Below are 20,416 nucleotides of genomic sequence, written 5' to 3'. Positions count from 1 at the left end.
ATCATGAATCGACGTGCTGATGAAATCCGTAAACGAATTGCTGAGCGTAAGCGAAAACAATTAAATACAACGAAGCGTCTTCCTCAAGAGCCTCTTCATACGTCCTTAATGAGTGAAGAAGAAAAGTATGGATCGATGGATTATTCTACGGTTGAATACACGCCATCAGCAAAGGAATATCACCCGTTATTTCGAAAAGAACGCTTTTTATTTAAAATTTTAGCTTCAGCCTGCTTAGTGTTAATTGTAGGGATTATGTTCAAGAACGCTTCTCCTACTTTTGAACAGGCCAGAGTGGTGGTTCAACAAACAATGGATAAAGAATTCCAGTTTGCAGCTGTTTCCTCCTGGTACGAAGATAAGTTTGGGAAGCCGTTAACGCTACTGCCGAATAAAGAGTCTAGCAAAACGGAGCAAAGTGTAAGCGGAGAATATGCTACTCCAGCTTCAGGGAAAGTAACGGAAACATTTGCTCAAAGTAAGCAAGGTGTGACGGTTCAAACAGGAGTGGATTCTGTTGTAGAAGCAATGAGTGAAGGTATTGTAAGGTATGTAGGAAAACGTGATGATACTGGGAATACCGTTATTATTCAACATGCCGATGGAACCGAAACTTGGTATGGACAGCTCAAAAAAATCAATGTTAGTATGTATGATTTTGTGAATAAAGGCAAAGAAGTAGGAATTGTGGAAAACAGTAAAAAAGGCGATGTTGGAACATTCTATTTTGCTATTAAAAAAGGCGATAAGTTTGTGGATCCTAGTCAGGTGATTCAATTTGAATAGTGCTTTTTCGTTATTGATGAAAATTCACATTCATCCATTGTTTTGGGGGATTTTCGTAATTGGTATCTTAACGGCTACGGTAAAGCAGCTTTTTTTGTTATTTATTATTGTAATTATTCATGAACTGGGCCACGCCGTAGCGGCTCAGTGTTTTTCTTGGCGGATTCGCAGAATTATGCTCTTACCTTTTGGGGGAGTAGCAGAAGTAGATGAACATGGTAATCGTCCATTTCGAGAAGAGTTTATTGTGACAATAAGTGGACCTCTTCAGCATCTCTGGATGTTTGGAGCTGCTTTTTTATTAATGAAAATAAATGTGTTGTCTTTGGAAACGTATGAGCAATTTATGTTTCAATGCACGGTGATTTTACTGTTTAACCTTTTGCCTATTTGGCCATTGGACGGAGGGAAGCTGCTTTTTTTAATTTGCAGTCGGTCTTTACCATTTTTAGAAGCGCATAAGCTTGCGCTCCGGTTATCAACGTTTTTTTTAGCTATCGGTATTATCTACGCTGTCATTATGCATCCTTTTCAGCTGCACTTATGGATTGTTATTTCATTTTTAATTATATCCGGATATTTGGAATGGAAGAGCAGGCAATTTGTCTACATGCGCTTTTTGTTGGAGAGATATCATGGCAAAGAGCATCCAATTGGAGCTTTAAAAACGTTAAGTGTATCAACCAGTGAGACGCTCCATCAAGTTCTGCAAAAATTCCAAAGAGGTTGCAAGCATATGATTATTGCTACATCTCAAACAGGCGAGCATGTGCAAATTGATGAAAATGAACTTTTACACGCTTACTTTGTAGAAAAAAGAACAAATAGCCAACTAGACGAACTTGTAACAGTTTACTGATTTCTAGTAACATAGAATAGAATGAAAAAAGTTCGGTTGCATTGACCGAACTTTTTCCTATGAATTTAGATTAAAGTGAGGCAATGTATGTGAAGGCATGTATTATTAACGCGGCTACTTCTTCAAAACGTATAGCCGTGATAAACGATAAAGCATTAGAAAAAATCTATTTAGAAGAACAAAGCGAGAATCAAATTATTGGTGATATATATTGGGGTAAAGTAGTAAAAGTACTGCCGCATATGCAAGCAGCTTTTATCGATATCGGTTTATCAATGAACGGATTTATTCATCGAAATGAACTTGTATCCTATCAGCAGTCAGAGAATCCTCACAAAGATCAGCAGCCGATGTCCGCTTTTATTCGTGAAGGAGAAAAAGTATTGGTTCAAGTTGTAAAAGAAGGCATTGGGACAAAAGGGCCCAAGCTGACGGGTATCATTGAATTTTCTTCTGATGAGCTTGTATATTTACCGCACGGAAACTATGTCGCTGTATCCAAAAAAATAGCTGAGCCAAAACGACAACAGTGGAAACAGCTTGGTGAGCGGTTAAAACAAGGGATGGAAGGCTTTTTATTTCGAACAGCGATTGCAGAAAAATCAGAAGCCGCGGTCCAACATAAAATAAAAGAGCTACAGAAAAAATATGAGCATCTTGAACGACAGACACAGGGAATGAAAGCTCCTGCCATAGTCAGCAAAGGACAAGATTTTCTCGAAACAAGAGTGCAAGCTGCACTTCAACAAGGAATTGATGGGATAGTAGTAGATGACTTCGACCTATATCAGCATCTTCAAACTACCTACCCTAACTCGTCAATAGAGTACTATAAAGGAAATGAAAATATTTTCTCTTTTTATGATGTGGAACGGCAGATAGAGAGGCTTTTAAAGAGAATTGTGTGGCTCAAAAGCGGAGGATATATCGTGATTGACGAAACGGAAGCGATGACGGTCGTGGACGTGAACACGGGGAAGTTTTCAGGAAAAGATAATATTCGAAAGACAATGCTTCAAACAAATATGGAAGCTGCGTATGAACTGTCCAAACAGATGCAATTACGTCACTTAGGCGGCATGATCTTAATTGATTTTATAAATATGCCTCATAAAGAAGATCGGATAGAAGTAGAAAGGTACATGAAAAAGCTATGTGAACAAGATGAAGTGCGGACGAATATAGTTGGCTTTACAGAGCTTGGCATATTGCAATTAACGCGGAAGAAAGTGCGCAATAGTATTGGATCAACATTAACTATGCCTTGTGAAGTATGTGAAGGAACCGGTAAAATGATTGATTCCAAAACGGCTGCTTTTCAAATTGAACGTGTAATTTGGGAACATCGCGGCGCGGAAGAAGAGGCTATTTGGATTGAGACGCGAAGTGATATTATAAATGAAATGAAGGCTCAAGGATTTCTCAACGCTTTAGAGAAAATGGTAAAAAAAATCATATATCTTACACCAAGCGATGATTATACAAACGCATTTGTTTTGCGTCAATTGGGGTCGAATGAGCAGATCCAAAAAAGGGTCTCTGCTTCTATATAAAATTTTAGAAGAAAACATGAATTCCAATTGACACTAACCTTTGATTTGTAGTAAGATTTAATATGTTGGTTTGTAGCACCCGTGCTACAACCGCTCAGAACAGGTTTTAAGTTCACTTGAACACCTGTGATGGCGAGTCTTAGTTTTTAGAGGAGGTGCAGAGAATGTACGCAATTATTGAAACTGGTGGTAAGCAAATTAAAGTAGAGGCTGGTCAAGCAATCTACGTTGAAAAACTTGCTGGTGAACAAGGCGAAACAGTTACTTTTGACAAAGTATTATTTGTAGGTGGCGACAGCGTGAAAGTTGGTGTTCCTTTCGTAGAAGGTGCAACAGTTACGGCTAAAGTTGAAAAACAAGGTCGCGCTAAAAAGATCACTGTATTTAAATACAAAGCAAAGAAAAACTATCGTCGTAAGCAAGGTCACCGTCAACCTTACACAAAAGTTGTAATCGACGCTATCAACGCGTAATTATAACAAATGATTAAGGTGACGATTTCTCGTGATGCAAATAAGAAAGTTGACGGGTTCACGATGAGTGGACATGCTGACTTTTCCGAACACGGAAAAGATCTTGTTTGTGCGGGAGCATCTGCAGTTTCATTTGGGACAATTAATGCTATCTTTTCAATAAGTGGGGTTGAACCGCACTTAGAGCAAGGTGGAGATGGTGGGTATCTCCGTTGTGAGATTCCAAAAGATGTGGATTCGTTCACGTTGGAACAGATTCAATTGCTATTAGAAGGTATGGTTGTTTCACTGAAAACGATCGAATTAGATTACAGTAATTATATAAAAATTAACGACAACTAAACAGGAGGTGGATGTCATGTTAGTAAGATTAGACCTTCAATTCTTCGCTTCTAAAAAAGGAGTAGGTAGTACTAAAAACGGTCGTGATTCAATCTCGAAACGTCTTGGTGCTAAACGTGCTGATGGCCAATTCGTATCTGGTGGTTCAATTTTATACCGTCAACGCGGTACTAAAATTTACCCAGGTGCAAACGTAGGTCGTGGTGGAGATGATACTTTATTCGCTCAAATCGACGGTATCGTTAAATTTGAACGTTTCGGTCGTGACCGTAAAAAAGTATCTGTATACCCTGTTGCTCAAGAAGCATAAGATACAAAAAGAAAACTCTAACCCAAGTAGGTTAGAGTTTTCTTTTTGTAGAATATTTCACCTATTACCCATTGGAATTTGTTATAATCGAACATATCTAAGAAGATTGATACGAGATGTTTGTCAGCGTTGTGAAATACTTATGCTCGAGTCAAAGTTAGGAGTGCTAAGATGGAAAAAGAATGGGATGTCGTAGAGGTATTAAGATACGCGCGGCATGATTGGTTAAATAAGCTGCAATTAATCAAAGGCAATCTAGCGTTGAATCGGCTTGATCGAGCGAATGAAATCATTGAAGAAATTGTAAATGAATCCAAACATGAATCCAAGTTAACAAACATCAATATGCGACTGTTTGCGGGCTTTGTTATGACCTATCACTGGAATAACCATGCTGTTCGCTTAGATGTGGAAGTGCTCGGAGAATTGAAGGATTTATCACAATACGATGAGTTCGTATACAACTGGTGTTGCTATTTGACAGAAGCACTCGAAAAGTATGTTGATTATCATGCAGAAAACTATTTGAGTATTTCAGTATGCATTGAAGAACAGGGAATTCGTTTCTTTTTTGACTTTAGTGGAATACTAACAGATATACAGAAGCTACAAAACAAGCTACAATGTTATGAGTGCGCTCAAGGAGTTGCATTGGTTGAACAGCATATGTCTGAAGATGAATTTAGCCTTATGCTCACAATAAGTGAACAGCGCTTTTGCTATTGCAGGAGCTAAGATATAGAACGGAGTGAAAAAGAAATGTTTGTAGATCAGGTCAAGGTATATGTAAAAGGTGGCGACGGTGGAAATGGAATGGTTGCCTTCCGTCGCGAAAAGTACGTACCAAAAGGAGGCCCTGCAGGTGGTGATGGTGGTCACGGTGCAGATGTCATTTTTGAAGTAGAAGAAGGATTACGTACGCTGATGGACTTCCGTTATAAGCGTCACTTTAAAGCAAGCCGCGGTGAACATGGAATGTCAAAAGGACAGCACGGACGTAACGCTGAGCCGATGATTGTAAAAGTTCCACCAGGTACGGTTGTGTTAGATGAAGATACGAACGAAACGATTGCTGATTTAGTTGAGCACGGCCAGCGCGCAGTGATTGCTAAAGGTGGACGCGGAGGGCGTGGGAATACGCGTTTTGCTACACCTGCAAATCCAGCACCGGAGCTTTCAGAAAATGGAGAGCCAGGTAAAGAGAGAAATGTAATTCTTGAATTAAAAGTATTAGCGGATGTAGGATTAGTTGGTTTCCCAAGTGTTGGAAAGTCAACGTTATTATCCGTAACGTCTGCTGCAAAGCCAAAAATTGCTGAATATCATTTTACAACAATTAATCCGAATTTAGGAGTAGTTGAAACAGAAGATAATCGCAGTTTTGTGATGGCGGATTTACCAGGGCTAATCGAAGGTGCACATGAAGGGGTAGGATTAGGTCATCAGTTTTTACGTCACATTGAACGTACCCGCGTTATTGTCCATGTAATCGATATGTCAGGTTTAGAAGGCCGCGATCCATATGAAGATTACTTAACCATTAATGAAGAGCTGCGTCAATATAATATGCGTTTAACAGAACGTCCGCAAGTAGTGGTAGCAAATAAAATGGATATCCCGCAAGCCGAAGAGAATCTAGCTGCATTCAAAGAAAAAGTAGGAGACGAAGTGAAAGTCTTTCCAATTTCTGCAGCAACACGTGATGGAATCCGCGAACTGTTATTTACAGTAGCTGATCTTGTAGAAACTACGCCGGAATTCCCAATGCAAGAAGAGGAAGATCTATCTATGCACCGCGTACTGTACAAGCATGAAAAGAAAGAAGTGGAATTTGTTATTACGCGTGATAGTGATGGCTCATACGTATTAAGCGGTGAAAAAATCGAAAAATTATTCAAGATGACTGACTTCTCACGTGAAGAATCAGTTCGTCGATTTGCGCGCCAGCTTCGAGGCATGGGCGTCGATGAAGCCCTTCGTGAACGAGGAGCAAAAGATGGCGATATTGTAAAGCTGTTTGAATATGAATTTGAATTTATTGACTAATTGTTGTTCATAGGATAAGGGGAGGGGCTTTACTTGCATAAGAGCGATAAGCAGTTTTATTTAGTTCGCGAAGATGTATTACCAGAAGCGATGAAAAAAACATTGGATGCGAAGCTGTTAATTGAACGGGGAAAAGCTGAATCGGTAGCAGATGCCGTACAAGCCGTAGACTTGAGTCGCAGTGCTTTTTATAAGTACCGCGACACGGTCTTTCCGTTTCAGACGGTTGTCAAACAGCGAATTATTTCACTATTTTTTCATATTGAAGATCGATCAGGAACTTTATCACATTTATTGAGCACCGTTGCATCATCGGGATGCAATGTGTTAACGATTCACCAAACCATCCCTTTACAAGGGCGTGCCAACGTAACTCTTTCATTAGATACAGCAAGCATGAATGTTGAATTAAATGAAATGCTGCGAAGACTGAAAAGCTTAGAGTTTGTAGATAAAGTGGACGTGCTTGGTTCAGGGGCATAATGGCAAACAGATATAGATAAGGAGAGGCATGATTGTGGGGAAAGTAGGATATTTAGGACCAAAGGCAACATTTACACATGTAGCCGTCCAAGGCGTATTTAAACAGCACGACCATATTCCATACAAAACAATTCCAGCATGCATTGATGCAGTGGATAACGGAGAAATTGAGTATGGAATTGTACCGTTAGAAAATGCACTTGAAGGATCTGTAAATTTAACACTTGATTATCTTATTCATGAACGTCGTCTGCCGATTGTTGGGGAAATTGTGCTTCCAATTCGTCAGCATTTAATGGTTCATCCATCTCGTGCAAAACAGTGGAAAAACATTGAAACGATTTATTCTCATCCTCATGCAATTGCGCAGTGTCATAAATTTTTACACGGAGAATGTACGTCAACTGCAGTAGAAGAGATGACGTCAACGGCGTTTGCTGCGAAGTATGTAAGCGAACACCCTGAGCTTAATATTGGAGCTATTGCGAATGGGTTAGCAGCCCATGAATATGGATTACATATTGCCTGCCCGAACATTCATGATTATGATCATAATACAACAAGATTTGTTATTTTGCATAAAGATGGAGGGCAAGAGGTGCCATTTTTAGCTGGAAACGGGTGCAAGACAACGTTAATGATTACACTTCCATCTGATCAGGCAGGAGCGCTTCATCAAGTGCTTTCAGCCTTCTCCTGGCGTAAGCTAAATCTGTCTAAAATTGAATCCCGTCCTATGAAAACAGGGCTTGGAAATTATTTCTTTATCGTTGATATTGAACAAAAAATGGATGAAGTATTAATCCCTGGCGCTATGGCTGAACTTGAGGCATTAGGCTGTAGCGTAGAGCTGTTAGGAAGCTATCCTCATACACTACTTGAAACAGAAATCCCGCTTTAAAGCGGGATTTTTTTGTTATAACACCTTTTTACTCATTCGAAACTAAATAGCCTTCCGCTTCAAGAGCTAAGCAGGCAGCATTCAGTTTTTCAATTGTATCTGCTTCAATCGTATGAAGGTGAATCCCATCTGTTAGCTGAGATAAATAAGTTGCGTTTGTTTCTTGAATTTTTTCTATGAACGTTTCTACTTCTTTTCGGGTTTGAATCATAACGGAAGCCGTTAATTCACCATACACAGGGTGTTCAACGGTTACATCTTTTACGAGAACGCCGTGGTCAACAAGCAGAAGAAGCTCCTTTTCAGCATCTTCTGGCGTATGCTGACAGGCAATAATTCGCTGATGCACGGTAGTTTGAGATGGGTTTTGAATATAAATATATCCTTGGCTTGTTGCGATAATGGGCTCATTTTTAGCTTTAAGCAGCGAAATATCTTGTACAATGACTTGGCGGCTAACGTTTGTTCGTTTCGAAAGTTCACTGCCTGTCATTGGTTTATTCTCTGTTTTTAACCATTGTAGAATAAGTCCTCTTCTTTCTTCTCCAAGAATTTTCTTTTGAGTTCCTAGCACCTTTAATCCCTCCTTTTACACTGTCATAAATTCTTGCTGTAATAAATGAAAAACGGATATGAGTCGATCAATATGCTTAAACGTTGAATGTTGACTGAATGAAATACGGACAAAATTCTTAGCATTCGCAGTCGATTTGCCAATCGCAAGTAGAGAAGCTAATGGTTCCTGCTGATTTACATGACAGGCACTTCCCGTAGAAATAGCAATTCCGTGACGATTACATTGTAACATAACATATTGACCCTGTATGTTTGAAAACGTTAGTCCCATAATTCCAGGAAAATGAGAGTTGCCAAGGCCTTCTACTTCTATAAAAGGAGCAAGAGGCTCTAGGTTTTCCAGTAAGTACGATTTTAAGCGCTCATAATGGCTTTGAGCGGTCTTCATTTCTGCATATGCGTATTCAGCTGCTGCAGTAAAGGCAGCAATGCCCGCTGTATTTACAGTCCCAGGGCGAAAGCCTTTTTCATGAGTTGCTTTATGGTAAATAGGCTTCCAAGAAGAACTTGAATTCATGTATACCATTCCTACACCTTTTGGTCCGTAAATTTTATGACTAGAGACTGAGATGCTATCAGCTTTCAGCTTTTTAACATCAATAGGAAGCTTACCGAAAGATTGAACACAATCACAGTGAAAGAGAATTTCTTTTTTAGATAAAAAACGGCCAATATCCTCAACTGGCTGAATTGTACCGAGCTCATGATTGATGTGCTGAATAGCTACTAGCACAGTGTCAGGTCGAATCGTCTTATTTAAGTCGTCTACACACACAACTCCGTTTTGATCTACAGGTACGTAAGATAGGGAAAATCCTTCTTTTTCAAGCTGCTGCAACGTATGAAGGACCGAAGAATGTTCAAGCTTCGTTGTCACTATATGTTTTCTTTCATCATTTTTTCCTTTTAAAAGAGAATGAATAGCTAAGTAATTAGCTTCTGTTCCCCCGCTTGTAAAAAAAAGATCATCCTCTCGACAATTTACTAACAGGCTTAATTTTTTTCTGCATAGCGTAAGTAAATTTTCTGCTTGTGTTCCAAGTGTGTGAAGACTGCTGGAGTTTCCATAATAGCTTGTGGCCGCTTCAGTATATACCTCAATTGCTTCTTGTCTCATTGGCGTTGTTGCTGCATAGTCCAGATAAATCATTTTCTCCCTCCGATAAAAAAACTTCTTGTCTTTCATTTAATAATATGTAAATATAGGTGTCAAGACACATGTAAATAAAGAGGTGTAAAATGTTAGAGGCGGATGTTTTAATTATTGGAAGCGGATTAGCAGCGTTTTCTGCAGCTTATGAACTGTGTCGTCATAACAGAGTTGTAATGGTAACGAAAGGGAAACTTGACCGCAATAACTCAGTTCTTGCTCAAGGCGGAGTAGCAGCTGCTATTGGAAGCAGCGATCACTGGAGTGAACATCTCTATGATACGTTGGTTGCGGGCAATAAGCATTGCAATGAACAAGCGGTACGCACTTTAGTGGAAGAAGGTGCGGCTGTAGTAAATGAATTGATTCATAAAGGAATGAAGTTTGATAAAAATCCAGATGGTACGCTGCATTTTGGAAAAGAAGGAGCCCATCGTGTCAATCGTATTCTGCATGCAGGTGGGGATGCAACAGGACAAGCGCTGTTCGCTTTTTTGAAAAAAGAAGTACTGCCATATATTACAGTGATTGAAAACGAAATGATTCAGCATTTAGTAACTGTAGATGGAACGTGCAGAGGCGCTATCGGACAAGGTAAAAACAACAAAATTACTATATATCATGCTCGTCAAACGGTTATTGCTACCGGAGGAATCGGCGCCTTGTACAAGCATACCTCTAACCAGCCGCTTGCGACAGGAGATGGGCTAGCGCTTGCGTACAGGGCTGGAGCAAAATTAGCGGACTTAGAATTTGTTCAGTTTCATCCGACGCTTTTGTATCAAAAGGAAGCGAAAGGTCTAGTATCCGAAGCGGTTCGAGGTGAAGGTGGCGTACTGGTAAATGAATGGAATGAACGCATAATGGAAGGCGTTCATCCCTTTAAGGATTTAGCACCGCGAGATGTTGTAGCAAGGACAATTTTTAATGAAATGAAAAAAGGAAGATCCGTATTTTTAGACATTGAAAAAGTGGCTCATTTCCAACAAAAATTTCCTACGATTACGGCACTGTGTCGGAAGTATAAAATTCAACTGGACAAAAAACGAATACCTGTTACTCCCGGCGCACATTTTTTAATGGGTGGAATTGAAGTAGATGGTTACGGACAAACAAGCGTTGAAGGATTGTATGCCGTTGGGGAAGTTTCTTCTACAGGCGTTCATGGAGCAAATCGTCTAGCAAGCAATTCATTGTTAGAGTGTCTTGTATTTGGAAAACGGACAGGGCGTCATATTTTACATAAAGCGAGAACGGTATCTCGTTATGTCCCCGTCCGTTACGTCTATAAAGGCATGCCTAAAATACTGCCTGCCACAAGACAAATTCAGCATAAAATGATGGATTGTGTAGGAATCATTCGTCATGAAAACGAATTGGCTACTATTGTGCATGAATTCACAAATTATCTGGATGGAATACCCCTTGATCAAGAAGTTATATATTCGAGGGAAGCTGCGACCATCTGCAATATGCTAACTGCAGGTTTGCTTATTGCAGAGTCCTCTCTTGCAAGAAAAGAAAGTAGAGGAGGTCATTACCGAAGTGACTTTCCGCATGAAAACCAAGAATGGGAGCATAAGCGAATTATTAAGCAGTCTGCTGCTTCAACAAAACAATCATTGATTTTATAAGCAAGGAAATCTAAAAAGAAAGGTGAAGGTAGCACAATGAACACGTTGAAATTACAAAAACTATTGCAGTCTTTTTTTATAGAAGACATTGGAGATGGAGATATAACCTGTGAAACTATTTTTTCTCCGTCTGACCAAGGGAAAGCTGTGTTCACGGCAAAGCAATCAGGTATTATCGCAGGAGTGGAATTGATTAAAGAAGGATTTCATTTAATAGACCCTGACGTGAAAGTGAATTTCGAGAAAAAAGATGGAGATGTTCTTAATCCTGGAGATAAAATAGCTACCGTTTCAGGACCCGTGCGATCTATTTTGACCGGTGAACGGGTAATCTTAAACTTACTTCAAAGAATGAGTGGCATTGCCACGATGACGCACAAAGCCGTAGCGCTGCTTGGCAGCTCACATACGCGCATATGTGACACGCGAAAAACAACGCCTGGTATGCGAATGTTAGAAAAGTATGCTGTTCGTGCTGGAGGAGGTTATAATCATCGTTTTGGATTGTACGATGGCGTCATGTTAAAAGATAACCATATTGCACATGCAGGATCTATTCTAGACGCTGTTGTGAAAGTAAGAGAGCAGGTTGGACATATGGTTAAGGTGGAAGTAGAAATTGAAAACAAAAGTCAATTGCTAGAAGCAATAGAGGCAGGAGCAGATGTCATTATGTTCGATAACTGTTCTCCAGAAGTCATTAAAGATTGGATACCACTGGTTCCCGCTCATATTGTCACAGAAGCATCCGGTGGAATTACGCTTGGCACGCTCCATTCTTTTAGAGACAGCGGAGTGGACTATATTTCACTTGGAGCTTTAACGCATTCAGCAGGGGCTATCGATATCAGCTTGGACTTATTAACAGAAAGGGGAACAGGAAATCATGAGTTTATTACAAACGCTTCAGCAGCAAACGCTGCCCGCTAAATATACGGAGCTCACAGAAAATGAAATGAAAAGAAGAGTACTAGACATCAAGAAAAAGCTCGGAAGCAAATTGTTTCTGCTCGGCCACCATTATCAAAAAGACGAAGTGTACGAGTTTGCAGATGCGGTAGGAGACTCCTTACAGCTGGCTCAAATAGCAGCTGAAAATAGAGAAGCTGAGCATATTGTGTTTTGCGGCGTTCATTTCATGGCAGAAACAGCTGATATTTTAACTGCTGAAAATCAAAAAGTCATTTTACCCGATATGAGAGCTGGCTGTTCAATGGCTGATATGGCTACTATTCAGCAAACAGAAAAGGCATGGCCTGTCTTACAGGATCTTTTCGGAGATACAATTATTCCGCTTACGTATGTGAATTCTACAGCTGCAATTAAATCTTTTGTAGGCGAACATGATGGTGCAACAGTAACATCTTCAAATGCAAAAAATATGGTGGAGTGGGCATTTTCTAAAAAAGAGCGTATTCTCTTTTTACCAGATCAGCATTTGGGCAGAAACACAGCTTATGATTTAGGTGTTGGACTAGATGAAATGGCCATTTGGAATCCTATTGAAGAAATGCTTGAATATGAAGGCGATATAAACAACATCAAGGTGATTCTATGGAAAGGTCACTGTTCTGTGCACGAAAATTTCACGGTTAAAAATATTGATTATTTACGCGAGAAGCAGCCTGAGATGAATATTATTGTTCATCCGGAGTGTTCTTATGAAGTGGTGCAAAAATCAGATTATGCAGGTTCTACAAAATATATTATTGATACAATTGAAAAAGCTCCTTCAGGCTCTAAATGGGCCATTGGCACAGAAATGAACTTAGTAAAACGGATTATCAACAGTCATCCAGATAAAGAAATTGTTTCGCTTAATCCCTATATGTGTCCTTGTTTGACGATGAACCGAATTGATTTGCCTCACTTGCTGTGGGCTTTAGAAAGCATCGAAGAAGGAAAAGAAGTAAATCAAATCAAGGTGGATAAACATACAGCAGAAGGCGCTATCAAAGCCCTAACGAATATGTTAGAACGGGCATAAAGATTTTTAAGACAATTAAACAAAGAAGGTCTAAAAGAAGACTTATTGACATATTGTTTGTGTTGATAAGTCTTTTTTTCTTTATCATAAAAACTTGAACCAAACTGTGGGCAAAATGAATAAAAAAATGGTTCAAGGCATATCTTGTGATGAACAAACAGAACTTACTTTGATTTTGCACATATAGATGGCAGAGACTCTACTCGGGAGGGGAATGACGTTGAAAATCCATATCGTTCAAAAAGGGGATACCCTTTGGAAAATCGCTGAAAAGTATGGGGTTAATTTTGAAGAGTTAAAAAAAGCGAATTCTCAATTAAGCAATCCAGACATGATCATGCCTGGAATGAAAATTAAAGTGCCGACAAGCGGAGTGCCTGTTCAAAAAGAAGGAGCTCCTTCACCTGGGATAAAAGAAATGCCTAAAGTTCAACACCCTTATAGTGACCAATCCACAAAAGCTTATCCAGTAACGGAAATTGATGAAAGTCCAGATGAGAAAAAGTCAGCTAATCAGCCTGCTCAAACACCGTTTATGCAACCGATAAAAGAAGCACCAATTGCACAGCCAAAGAAAGAAGCACCGATTGCTCAACCGAAAAAGGAAGCGCCGGTCGCCCAGCCTAAAAAAGAAGCACCAATTGCGCAGCCTAAAAAAGAAATGCCAGTTGCGCCAAAGCTTCCTAAATTAAAGCCAATTGCACCTGAGATTGATATTAACAATTATTACACCGTTAATATGGCGATGCAGGCTCCGAAAAAAGAAGCGCCAAAAGAACTACCTAAGCATGAATCGCCAGAAAGTCCTGAGATGGAGAGTATAGAAATGCCTCCTCAAATGCCATGTTACCCAATCATGCCGATATCGCCTGTAATGCCAGGCTGCGGGTTTAATTACATGCCGTGTCCTCCGCCAATGTATGCACCGCAGCCATATCCAATGCCAATGTATCAACAGGCTCCAATGTATCATCACGGTTATGAAAACGAGTCGTTTGAAGAACATGCAATGGGCGCTCACATGGCACCGATGCCAATGTATCCAATGATGCCACACAGCTGCTATGGACCGGTACAATGTTCTCCTTGTCCGCCTCCATGGGGATATCAGCAGCCTGTTTATCCGGCCTATCATCAAGCACCGATGTATCCACAAGTGCAAGGAGCTATGACAGGTGGCCATTATGAAAGTTCTTCCGATGGTTTTGGAAACGCGCCTTACCATTATGGGCAATACTATGCGCCACAGCAGCAAGGAGACTGCGGCTGCGGTGAACCAAGACCTGAAGACTATGCACCACAGCAGCCTTATCCACAGTACCAACAGCAGGTACCTTATGGCTTTCAGGACCCAAGGGCACCCTATCCAGCCCCATATGGCATGATTGGTGTACCTCCGTATCCTGCGTTTGATCCAAATGCATTTAGTATTCCAGAATACGATGAGTACGACGAAGATGAAGATTGATTATTATACACGAGACGATTTTAATTTAAATCGTCTCTTTCTCTATTTGAAAAAAAGAGATATTCACGTTGAGACCTATCGTATGAAAAAGCCTCATGTCATCATAGCGGATACGAATAAAGGAAAAAAAGTAATAAAAGCATACAGAGACAAAGGTAAAATTGAACATGTTTATCATTTTTTGTCTCAGATTCAACAAGGGTATGCTGTTAATTTCGAAGCTTACCCAGAAGGTGAACTTTATATAAAGGACCGTCATTTGTACTGGGCGATGATGCCTTTTGTTAAGCAAGTAAAAGAGGTAACGTATGAAAGTTTTCAGGATCGGGAAGAAGTATTACAAACATTGATCCGCTATCATGGAGAAGTTCATAAAAAGAAACTAGCCGCGTATACAAAGCTCTCTGAGTATGACCTTATTTTAAAATGGAAAAAGCGGCTTTCCTCTTTTCGAGAGACATCACATGTATTTAGGGAATTTAATCAATTTCATGTATATAAAGACATTGTGACTTGGGGAGAAAAAGCTTTAGTCTTAATGGAGCGCTTCAAAGATAGTGGGCTAAACTGTTCCATTATTCACGGTGACGTTGCTTCACATAATTTCTTGAAAACAAACCACTTGGGTATTGTTATGATTGATTTTGACTTATCGGCTAAAGCTCCTGCTCTCTATGACTATGTTCAGCTTGCCCAGCGCTTTTTGCCTTACGTCCAGTGGTCGATGAAAGAACTACTTCAACATTCGAAAATAAAAGAATTAAGCAAGCAGCGTTTTTTTCTTGCTTCTTTGCTATTTCCATCGATGCTGATGAGAAACTGGAATATAAATGCCTCTGCTTTATCATGGGCAAACCGTCAAAGATTAATGCAGCAATCGGTTGAAGAATGGTCCCAGCGTACTCGGTTTTATCGAGTGATTTACCAGCACTTACAAAACCTACATGACATGTAAAGAGTTTATAAACACTTCATCGAATAAGAAACGGCTCGTCTTTTAATCCTAATAGTAAGCTCAGAGTAAATAGAGCTTAAATTAGGGGGCGATTATGTTGAATAGGTATGTAGCAACTTCTTTAGCTTTTGCATGTATGATGGGACTTGGCGCTTGCAATAACAAAGACCAAGGTATGGAACAGCGCTATACAGATACGACACAGCCTGTTGGCTATCATACAAATGAAAAAGCGAATGAACATCGCGTAGATAATCCGAAAGGTCCAATGACTGAAGTTTTAGATGGGAATGGAACACCTAATTATCCGTTAAACGTAAGTGATGGACGTTTTGACAATCCGACAAACCCTTATGGAAACATCAATAATACAAATGATCGTACAAATGGCGTTGCTAATATGTATTATGGTGAAGATTATCCAAGAGACTTTACGGAAAAAGTGGCTGATCGAGCTGCAAGCGTTAAAGGTGTAGAAAATAGCCGCGCCGTTGTCCGTGGAGATCAGCTATTAGTTGCTGTAGATCCGGCCAAAGACATAAATAACGGCCGTTTAAAACAAAACGTGCTGGATAAAGTAAAGCCTATTGCAAAGGACTACAATGTTCAAGTAAAAGTAGATCATGGTGTATTTATGAACGCTCGTTCTCTTGATGACGATATTCGAAATGGAAAAGACCGAAATACGATTCAAACTAATTTCAACGGTCTATTTGAATCAGTTGATGAGAATGTCAATCATAAACATCGTTAAATGAAGAAGCAGCTGTCTGTGAAGGACGGCTGTTTTTTTGATGAGAAGACATATAAAAAAGCTGCCATTGAAGCCAGGCAGCTATTCCTCGAACATGTAACTATTAATTTTTCTTGTTAGAAGCAGATTTGCTTGTTGTTTTTGATTCCGCTTCTTCCTTTTGAGCATTAGTTTCATTTTGTTTGAGGCGACCTTCTCTTTTTTTCGTATCTGCTGGTGCCGTAGCGACACTCTTTGTATTTTTTACATTTTTTGCAGAAGAGCTTGTCTCATTAGCTTGTGTGTTTGGCTTCTCGTTGTTAGTTGTCTGACTATTATCGTATTCAGCTTCCACGTCGCTTGCTAGAGCTGCAGAAACTTGAGCGTAAGTATGGTCTGTATAGTTCATCATATTTTCGTATACTTCAGGGCTCGCGAGTCCATCAGGTTCTACGCTTGCTTCTTCTTTCTTAATCGTTTCAGTCCATTCTTTTGTTTCTTGAATAAGTTTTTTTCCTATAATTACTTCTTCAACAATAACTGGTCTTTTGGTTATTTCTACTCGTTCTTCCATGATTGGAACACGAATAATTTCATCTTCTGTAAGTGGCCCAGCGTTATAGTCTCCGTCAACTACAGGGCGACGTTCAATATAAAACTCTTCTCTCGTAACAGGAACGTGTACAGTTCTTTCTTCCTCTATTACTTTTTTGTGGAGTTTTACTTCACCGACTTGGACGCGTTCTTTTAAGACATCTAATTTTTCTTCACGTAGTTGGACGGCTCTATGCTCGTTGTGTTCCGTATAGGTTCCGTACGCTGGAGTTTGTTCAGAGCTTACGGCATCTATCAAGATTAGAATTTTACCAGCAGCTACATCTGTCTCGCACTGCACGGCTGAGAAGTCGGGTATGCCCATGCGGATTAATTTTGATTTCAAGCCGTTTCCTTGTTTGAGCCCCATGCCGCCTGTCATCATGGTAAAAAAGTTATCCATCATGACGCCAGCTAATGAACTTACGGCAGGTGAACCAGCTTCAATAATTACATTTGTATCGTGACCTATTTGAAATGTATTGCTTTTACTGTTAGAAATAACCATAATGTCTGTTTCTCGATAACCTTGACGCTTTAAATTGTGGATAACATCTAAAGCTTCTTTCTCTGAAAAAAAAGTTCCGACTACACGTTTATTCATTCTCATTACTTCAGCTCCCTTTTTTATGAAAATAGATAATAGAAGTCCTTACAATTACTTCCACTATGTACATACCCTGCGAAAATTTAATTAAAACGTTCAAGAGAAAATTTTACAAATAGTGTGCAAATGTAACAAATACTCCATGTTTTCTTAACATAATATCGTAAAAGGGATTTACTTCATAAAATAAGAGGATAAAAGAAAATAAGTAGGTCAAACTATTAGTGTAGATTTTCACAAAACCTTTTTAGATAATACTAAAAAGAGTATGATTAACGTGTGAGGTGAAGGTGAGTGAAGAGAGTCATTCATCAAGCAGCTTTTTTAATGTTAGTAAGTGTTGTGCTTTGTATAATGCCATACCGTGCAGATGCGAATGAAAAGGAGCCGATGACATTATTTCTTGAGCGCGTGTATGTGGATGGAGTCGTAAGTCAAGAAATGATCAAAAGCCCTTCTATGACAAAAAAACAATTAATGAAAAAATATAAAAATTGGCGACTGCTTAAAGAAACGGATCAAGAGCTAGTTTTTAGAACAAGCATAGACGATATTTCACCTATTTTAAAAGAGAACGGTTATGTAGGGCTTTCTGTTAACGGTATTCTCTCAGCATTTGAAGGCAAACCAGCTTCGTCGCAGCACATTATACAATCATTTTTTCAAATTGACATCAAAAGGCTTGAGAGCTATCAGCATGAACAATTAAAGAAAGGTATTCGCGTTCAATCAAAAGATGAATATCTTTCCCTCATTAATTTCTATAAAATCTATCAGCTCCAGCAGCGGCCGCTTTCGATCAAGCAGCCGTTTTTTAGTATGGTAAAATAATTATTGAATTCAACATTCTAAATTGCTTCTATTTGCTTTTGGCGATATGTTAAAATGGTATTCAGCAGTCTAGTATTGTATATATTTTAAAAGGTCATTCATCAGCACAAGTGGGCGGTTCTATTTTTTATAGATATTGTAAAATGGGTTGTCAAAGATGAAAAGAGGCAAACGTTCTCTTGAACGTCTTTTTAAAAAGCAACTTTAAAGGAAAATAGAGAACGATGCGGGCAGGATTCTTCGGAGAGAAAGTTGAAGGTCACTGCCCGCGCGTACGTGATTAAGGAGAGAGCTTATTGTTTGATTATATCAAAGGCACTGTTACATATATAAATCCTGAGTATGTAGTAATCGAAAACAACGGGATAGGCTATCAAGTCTTTACGCCGAATCCCTATGTATTTTCAATTGATGAACAGCCAAAGACGGTTTACACCTATCAATATGTAAGAGAAGATGTAATTGCACTTTACGGGTTTGCTTCTCGAGAACAAAAGGATTTATTTATGAAGTTAATTAGCGTGTCAGGAATCGGTCCAAAAGGCGGTTTAGCTATTTTAGCGTCAGGTAATCCAGCGCAGGTTGTCCAAGCTGTGGAAGAGGAAGACGAGAAGTTTTTAGTTAAGTTTCCAGGAGTAGGTAAAAAAACAGCTCGGCAGATGATTTTAGATTTAAAAGGAAAGCTGCATGATATTGTACCAGATGCTGTTCCTTCTCTATTTGCAGATTTGGACGCACAAGAAGTCAAATCTCAAAGTTCAGAAGCACTCGATGAAGCGATTGAAGCACTTAAAGTATTAGGTTATGCAGAAAGAGAAATCAAAAAAATTGTTCCGGCTTTAATGAAGGAAACGATGACAACGGATCAGTATATTAAAGAAGCGCTAAAACGATTATTGAAACAATAAGTAAGGGAGGAGTAAAATGGACGATCGTATTGTAACGGGAGATGTTCTTGGTGAAGAAGAAATCATCGAGCAAAGTTTGCGGCCGCAAACCTTACAGCAGTATATTGGTCAGCATAAAGTAAAATCCCATCTGGACATTTTTATTAAAGCTGCCAAAATGCGAAGCGAAACGTTAGATCACGTGCTCTTATATGGTCCTCCAGGATTGGGGAAAACAACCCTTGCTACTATTATCGCTAATGAAATGGGCGTGCAAATCCGAACGACCTCAGGGCCAGCCATTGAGCGTCCAGGCGACTTAGCCGCAGTTTTAACCAGCTTAGAGCCTGGAGATGTGCTTTTTATTGATGAAATTCATCGGTTAAATCGTTCGGTTGAAGAAGTACTATACCCAGCAATGGAAGATTTCTGTTTGGATATTGTTATTGGAAAAGGACCGAGTGCACGCTCCGTCCGTCTGGATTTGCCTCCGTTTACGCTAGTAGGTGCAACGACAAGAGCCGGGCTTTTATCTTCTCCTTTGCGTGATCGCTTCGGCGTTTTAAGCCGTTTAGAATATTACCAAGAAGAAGATCTTGCTTCGATAGTAGAAAGGACAGCCGCTATTTTAGATGTAGAGATTGATGAGAAAGCTACGTTTGAGATGGCTAGGCGTGCTAGGGGAACTCCGCGTATTGCGAATCGCTTGCTTCGAAGAGTCAGAGATTTTGCTCAGGTCAAAGGAGACGGAGCCATAACCGAAAGGCTTGCCAACGAAGCATTAGAAATGTTGCAGGTGGACCGTTTAGGTCTTGATCATATTGACCATAAATTATTAAGAGGGATTATCGAAAAATTTAGGGGCGGACCTGTAGGGTTAGACACAATATCGGCTACTATTGGTGAAGAGTCTCACACAATTGAAGACGTATACGAGCCGTATCTATTGCAAATCGGCTTTTTGCAGCGAACGCCCCGAGGACGAATTGTGACGCCTTTGGTCTATGATCATTTTCAGCTGGAGGTGCCTGAGCAGTGAATGATATGCCTAAGATGCTTATCACATTAGGGGGCATTTTAGTCGTCATTGGACTGTTATGGCAGTTCGTTGGCAAGCTTCCTGGCGATATTTTTATCAAAAAAGGAAATACAACCTTTTATTTCCCGATTGTGACATGTATTCTAGTAAGCGTTGTATTATCACTTATTTTTTATGTAATTGGCAAATTTAAATAATTAAG

General features: G+C 39.6%; 23 protein-coding genes and 1 other annotated feature. Of the genes, 20 read left to right on the top strand and 3 right to left on the bottom strand.

Annotated elements, in window-relative coordinates; genetic code table 11:
* Nucleotides 1-3 precede the first annotated feature (3 nt).
* The 10 genes from MMB68_RS04585 (at nucleotide 4) to pheA (ending at nucleotide 7,753) form a co-directional block, all read left to right on the top strand.
* The gene (locus MMB68_RS04585; protein WP_221784631.1) at nucleotides 4-786 is read left to right on the top strand and encodes a M23 family metallopeptidase; all 783 of its coding nucleotides are present in this window, start codon (nucleotides 4-6) and stop codon (nucleotides 784-786) included.
* Nucleotides 779-1,645, top strand: coding sequence for a M50 family metallopeptidase (locus tag MMB68_RS04580; protein WP_153254637.1), 867 nt, complete (start codon nucleotides 779-781; stop codon nucleotides 1,643-1,645). The genes MMB68_RS04585 and MMB68_RS04580 overlap by 8 nt, the downstream gene beginning before the upstream one ends.
* Nucleotides 1,646-1,728: 83 nt before the next feature.
* On the top strand, nucleotides 1,729-3,198 hold the full coding sequence (locus MMB68_RS04575; protein ID WP_277548289.1) for an Rne/Rng family ribonuclease: 1,470 nt from the start codon (nucleotides 1,729-1,731) through the stop codon (nucleotides 3,196-3,198).
* A gap of 78 nt (nucleotides 3,199-3,276) precedes the next feature.
* Nucleotides 3,277-3,348: a sequence feature (ribosomal protein L21 leader region), on the top strand.
* A gap of 14 nt (nucleotides 3,349-3,362) precedes the next feature.
* Entirely contained in the window at nucleotides 3,363-3,671 is a 309-nt protein-coding gene (gene rplU, locus MMB68_RS04570; protein WP_013059337.1) for a 50S ribosomal protein L21, read from the top strand.
* A 9-nt stretch (nucleotides 3,672-3,680) separates the two neighbouring features.
* A complete protein-coding gene (locus MMB68_RS04565) occupies nucleotides 3,681-4,013 on the top strand; it encodes a ribosomal-processing cysteine protease Prp (protein ID WP_013059336.1) in 333 nt (110 codons plus the stop codon).
* A 16-nt stretch (nucleotides 4,014-4,029) separates the two neighbouring features.
* Nucleotides 4,030-4,323 (top strand): 50S ribosomal protein L27, encoded by a 294-nt coding sequence (rpmA, locus tag MMB68_RS04560; RefSeq protein ID WP_013059335.1) that lies wholly within the window; start codon nucleotides 4,030-4,032, stop codon nucleotides 4,321-4,323.
* Between the two features lie 171 nt (nucleotides 4,324-4,494).
* The gene (locus tag MMB68_RS04555; RefSeq protein ID WP_221784629.1) at nucleotides 4,495-5,058 is read left to right on the top strand and encodes a Spo0B C-terminal domain-containing protein; all 564 of its coding nucleotides are present in this window, start codon (nucleotides 4,495-4,497) and stop codon (nucleotides 5,056-5,058) included.
* A 24-nt stretch (nucleotides 5,059-5,082) separates the two neighbouring features.
* Nucleotides 5,083-6,369 carry a GTPase ObgE gene (gene obgE, locus MMB68_RS04550; RefSeq protein WP_045292154.1) on the top strand — a complete coding sequence of 429 codons (1,287 nt, stop codon included), beginning with the start codon at nucleotides 5,083-5,085 and terminating at the stop codon, nucleotides 6,367-6,369.
* 33 nt (nucleotides 6,370-6,402) lie between these two features.
* Nucleotides 6,403-6,852 carry an ACT domain-containing protein gene (locus tag MMB68_RS04545; protein ID WP_013059332.1) on the top strand — a complete coding sequence of 150 codons (450 nt, stop codon included), beginning with the start codon at nucleotides 6,403-6,405 and terminating at the stop codon, nucleotides 6,850-6,852.
* Between the two features lie 28 nt (nucleotides 6,853-6,880).
* Nucleotides 6,881-7,753 carry a prephenate dehydratase gene (gene pheA / locus MMB68_RS04540; protein ID WP_013059331.1) on the top strand — a complete coding sequence of 291 codons (873 nt, stop codon included), beginning with the start codon at nucleotides 6,881-6,883 and terminating at the stop codon, nucleotides 7,751-7,753.
* 28 nt (nucleotides 7,754-7,781) lie between these two features.
* On the opposite strand, the gene MMB68_RS04535 is transcribed toward pheA, so the two are convergent.
* A complete protein-coding gene (locus MMB68_RS04535; protein WP_221784628.1) occupies nucleotides 7,782-8,327 on the bottom strand; it encodes a transcription repressor NadR in 546 nt (181 codons plus the stop codon).
* Between the two features lie 15 nt (nucleotides 8,328-8,342).
* Nucleotides 8,343-9,479: an IscS subfamily cysteine desulfurase gene (locus MMB68_RS04530; RefSeq protein ID WP_221784627.1), complete on the bottom strand. Its 1,137-nt coding sequence runs from the start codon at nucleotides 9,477-9,479 to the stop codon at nucleotides 8,343-8,345.
* 89 nt (nucleotides 9,480-9,568) lie between these two features.
* On the opposite strand from MMB68_RS04530, the gene nadB reads away from it, so the two are divergent.
* From nadB to MMB68_RS04500, 6 genes are all read left to right on the top strand, one after another.
* Nucleotides 9,569-11,113 carry an L-aspartate oxidase gene (gene nadB / locus MMB68_RS04525; protein ID WP_221784626.1) on the top strand — a complete coding sequence of 515 codons (1,545 nt, stop codon included), beginning with the start codon at nucleotides 9,569-9,571 and terminating at the stop codon, nucleotides 11,111-11,113.
* Between the two features lie 36 nt (nucleotides 11,114-11,149).
* Nucleotides 11,150-12,043, top strand: coding sequence for a carboxylating nicotinate-nucleotide diphosphorylase (nadC, locus tag MMB68_RS04520; protein WP_221784625.1), 894 nt, complete (start codon nucleotides 11,150-11,152; stop codon nucleotides 12,041-12,043).
* Nucleotides 12,000-13,100 (top strand): quinolinate synthase NadA, encoded by a 1,101-nt coding sequence (gene nadA, locus MMB68_RS04515; protein WP_264408592.1) that lies wholly within the window; start codon nucleotides 12,000-12,002, stop codon nucleotides 13,098-13,100. Before nadC ends, nadA begins: the two co-directional genes overlap by 44 nt.
* A gap of 214 nt (nucleotides 13,101-13,314) precedes the next feature.
* On the top strand, nucleotides 13,315-14,568 hold the full coding sequence (safA, locus tag MMB68_RS04510; protein WP_277548285.1) for a SafA/ExsA family spore coat assembly protein: 1,254 nt from the start codon (nucleotides 13,315-13,317) through the stop codon (nucleotides 14,566-14,568).
* On the top strand, nucleotides 14,558-15,523 hold the full coding sequence (locus tag MMB68_RS04505; RefSeq protein ID WP_260506751.1) for a phosphotransferase: 966 nt from the start codon (nucleotides 14,558-14,560) through the stop codon (nucleotides 15,521-15,523). Before safA ends, MMB68_RS04505 begins: the two co-directional genes overlap by 11 nt.
* A gap of 94 nt (nucleotides 15,524-15,617) precedes the next feature.
* A complete protein-coding gene (locus tag MMB68_RS04500; protein WP_264408590.1) occupies nucleotides 15,618-16,277 on the top strand; it encodes a YhcN/YlaJ family sporulation lipoprotein in 660 nt (219 codons plus the stop codon).
* Between the two features lie 103 nt (nucleotides 16,278-16,380).
* Here the strand turns inward: MMB68_RS04500 and MMB68_RS04495 are convergent, their stop codons facing one another.
* Nucleotides 16,381-17,460, bottom strand: a complete 1,080-nt coding sequence (locus tag MMB68_RS04495) for a YsnF/AvaK domain-containing protein (RefSeq protein WP_264408589.1) — start codon at nucleotides 17,458-17,460, stop codon at nucleotides 16,381-16,383.
* A 291-nt stretch (nucleotides 17,461-17,751) separates the two neighbouring features.
* Here MMB68_RS04495 and MMB68_RS04490 point away from each other — a divergent pair, with 291 nt between their 5' ends.
* The 4 genes from MMB68_RS04490 (at nucleotide 17,752) to MMB68_RS04475 (ending at nucleotide 20,411) form a co-directional block, all read left to right on the top strand.
* A complete protein-coding gene (locus tag MMB68_RS04490) occupies nucleotides 17,752-18,288 on the top strand; it encodes a BofC C-terminal domain-containing protein (protein WP_221784621.1) in 537 nt (178 codons plus the stop codon).
* Nucleotides 18,289-18,584: 296 nt separating this feature from the next.
* A complete protein-coding gene (gene ruvA, locus MMB68_RS04485) occupies nucleotides 18,585-19,196 on the top strand; it encodes a Holliday junction branch migration protein RuvA (protein ID WP_013059321.1) in 612 nt (203 codons plus the stop codon).
* Nucleotides 19,197-19,212: 16 nt separating this feature from the next.
* Nucleotides 19,213-20,214 carry a Holliday junction branch migration DNA helicase RuvB gene (ruvB, locus tag MMB68_RS04480; protein ID WP_221784620.1) on the top strand — a complete coding sequence of 334 codons (1,002 nt, stop codon included), beginning with the start codon at nucleotides 19,213-19,215 and terminating at the stop codon, nucleotides 20,212-20,214.
* Entirely contained in the window at nucleotides 20,211-20,411 is a 201-nt protein-coding gene (locus MMB68_RS04475; RefSeq protein WP_013059319.1) for a DUF2905 domain-containing protein, read from the top strand. The genes ruvB and MMB68_RS04475 overlap by 4 nt, the downstream gene beginning before the upstream one ends.
* Nucleotides 20,412-20,416: the final 5 nt, after the last annotated feature.

It is taken from the genome of Priestia sp. Y58, from assembly GCF_029522095.1.
GTDB lineage: Bacteria > Bacillota > Bacilli > Bacillales > Bacillaceae_H > Priestia > Priestia megaterium_E.
Note: the sequence above shows the minus strand (reverse complement) of the source record. Positions and strands in the feature narration are given on the sequence as shown.

What these genes read in the sequence shown, in the direction of transcription:
- ruvB (WP_221784620.1), top strand. Translation starts at nt 19,213, where the DNA reads ATGGACGATCGTATTGTAACGGGAGATGTTCTTGGTGAAGAAGAAATC.
- MMB68_RS04585 (WP_221784631.1), top strand. Translation starts at nt 4, where the DNA reads ATGAATCGACGTGCTGATGAAATCCGTAAACGAATTGCTGAGCGTAAG.
- nadC (WP_221784625.1), top strand. Translation starts at nt 11,150, where the DNA reads ATGAACACGTTGAAATTACAAAAACTATTGCAGTCTTTTTTTATAGAA.
- rpmA (WP_013059335.1), top strand. Translation starts at nt 4,030, where the DNA reads ATGTTAGTAAGATTAGACCTTCAATTCTTCGCTTCTAAAAAAGGAGTA.
- nadA (WP_264408592.1), top strand. Translation starts at nt 12,000, where the DNA reads ATGAGTTTATTACAAACGCTTCAGCAGCAAACGCTGCCCGCTAAATAT.
- nadB (WP_221784626.1), top strand. Translation starts at nt 9,569, where the DNA reads ATGTTAGAGGCGGATGTTTTAATTATTGGAAGCGGATTAGCAGCGTTT.
- obgE (WP_045292154.1), top strand. Translation starts at nt 5,083, where the DNA reads ATGTTTGTAGATCAGGTCAAGGTATATGTAAAAGGTGGCGACGGTGGA.
- MMB68_RS04530 (WP_221784627.1), bottom strand. Translation starts at nt 9,479, where the DNA reads ATGATTTATCTGGACTATGCAGCAACAACGCCAATGAGACAAGAAGCA.
- MMB68_RS04505 (WP_260506751.1), top strand. Translation starts at nt 14,558, where the DNA reads ATGAAGATTGATTATTATACACGAGACGATTTTAATTTAAATCGTCTC.
- MMB68_RS04500 (WP_264408590.1), top strand. Translation starts at nt 15,618, where the DNA reads ATGTTGAATAGGTATGTAGCAACTTCTTTAGCTTTTGCATGTATGATG.
- rplU (WP_013059337.1), top strand. Translation starts at nt 3,363, where the DNA reads ATGTACGCAATTATTGAAACTGGTGGTAAGCAAATTAAAGTAGAGGCT.
- safA (WP_277548285.1), top strand. Translation starts at nt 13,315, where the DNA reads ATGACGTTGAAAATCCATATCGTTCAAAAAGGGGATACCCTTTGGAAA.
- pheA (WP_013059331.1), top strand. Translation starts at nt 6,881, where the DNA reads ATGATTGTGGGGAAAGTAGGATATTTAGGACCAAAGGCAACATTTACA.
- MMB68_RS04495 (WP_264408589.1), bottom strand. Translation starts at nt 17,460, where the DNA reads ATGAGAATGAATAAACGTGTAGTCGGAACTTTTTTTTCAGAGAAAGAA.
- MMB68_RS04575 (WP_277548289.1), top strand. Translation starts at nt 1,729, where the DNA reads ATGTATGTGAAGGCATGTATTATTAACGCGGCTACTTCTTCAAAACGT.
- MMB68_RS04555 (WP_221784629.1), top strand. Translation starts at nt 4,495, where the DNA reads ATGGAAAAAGAATGGGATGTCGTAGAGGTATTAAGATACGCGCGGCAT.
- MMB68_RS04565 (WP_013059336.1), top strand. Translation starts at nt 3,681, where the DNA reads ATGATTAAGGTGACGATTTCTCGTGATGCAAATAAGAAAGTTGACGGG.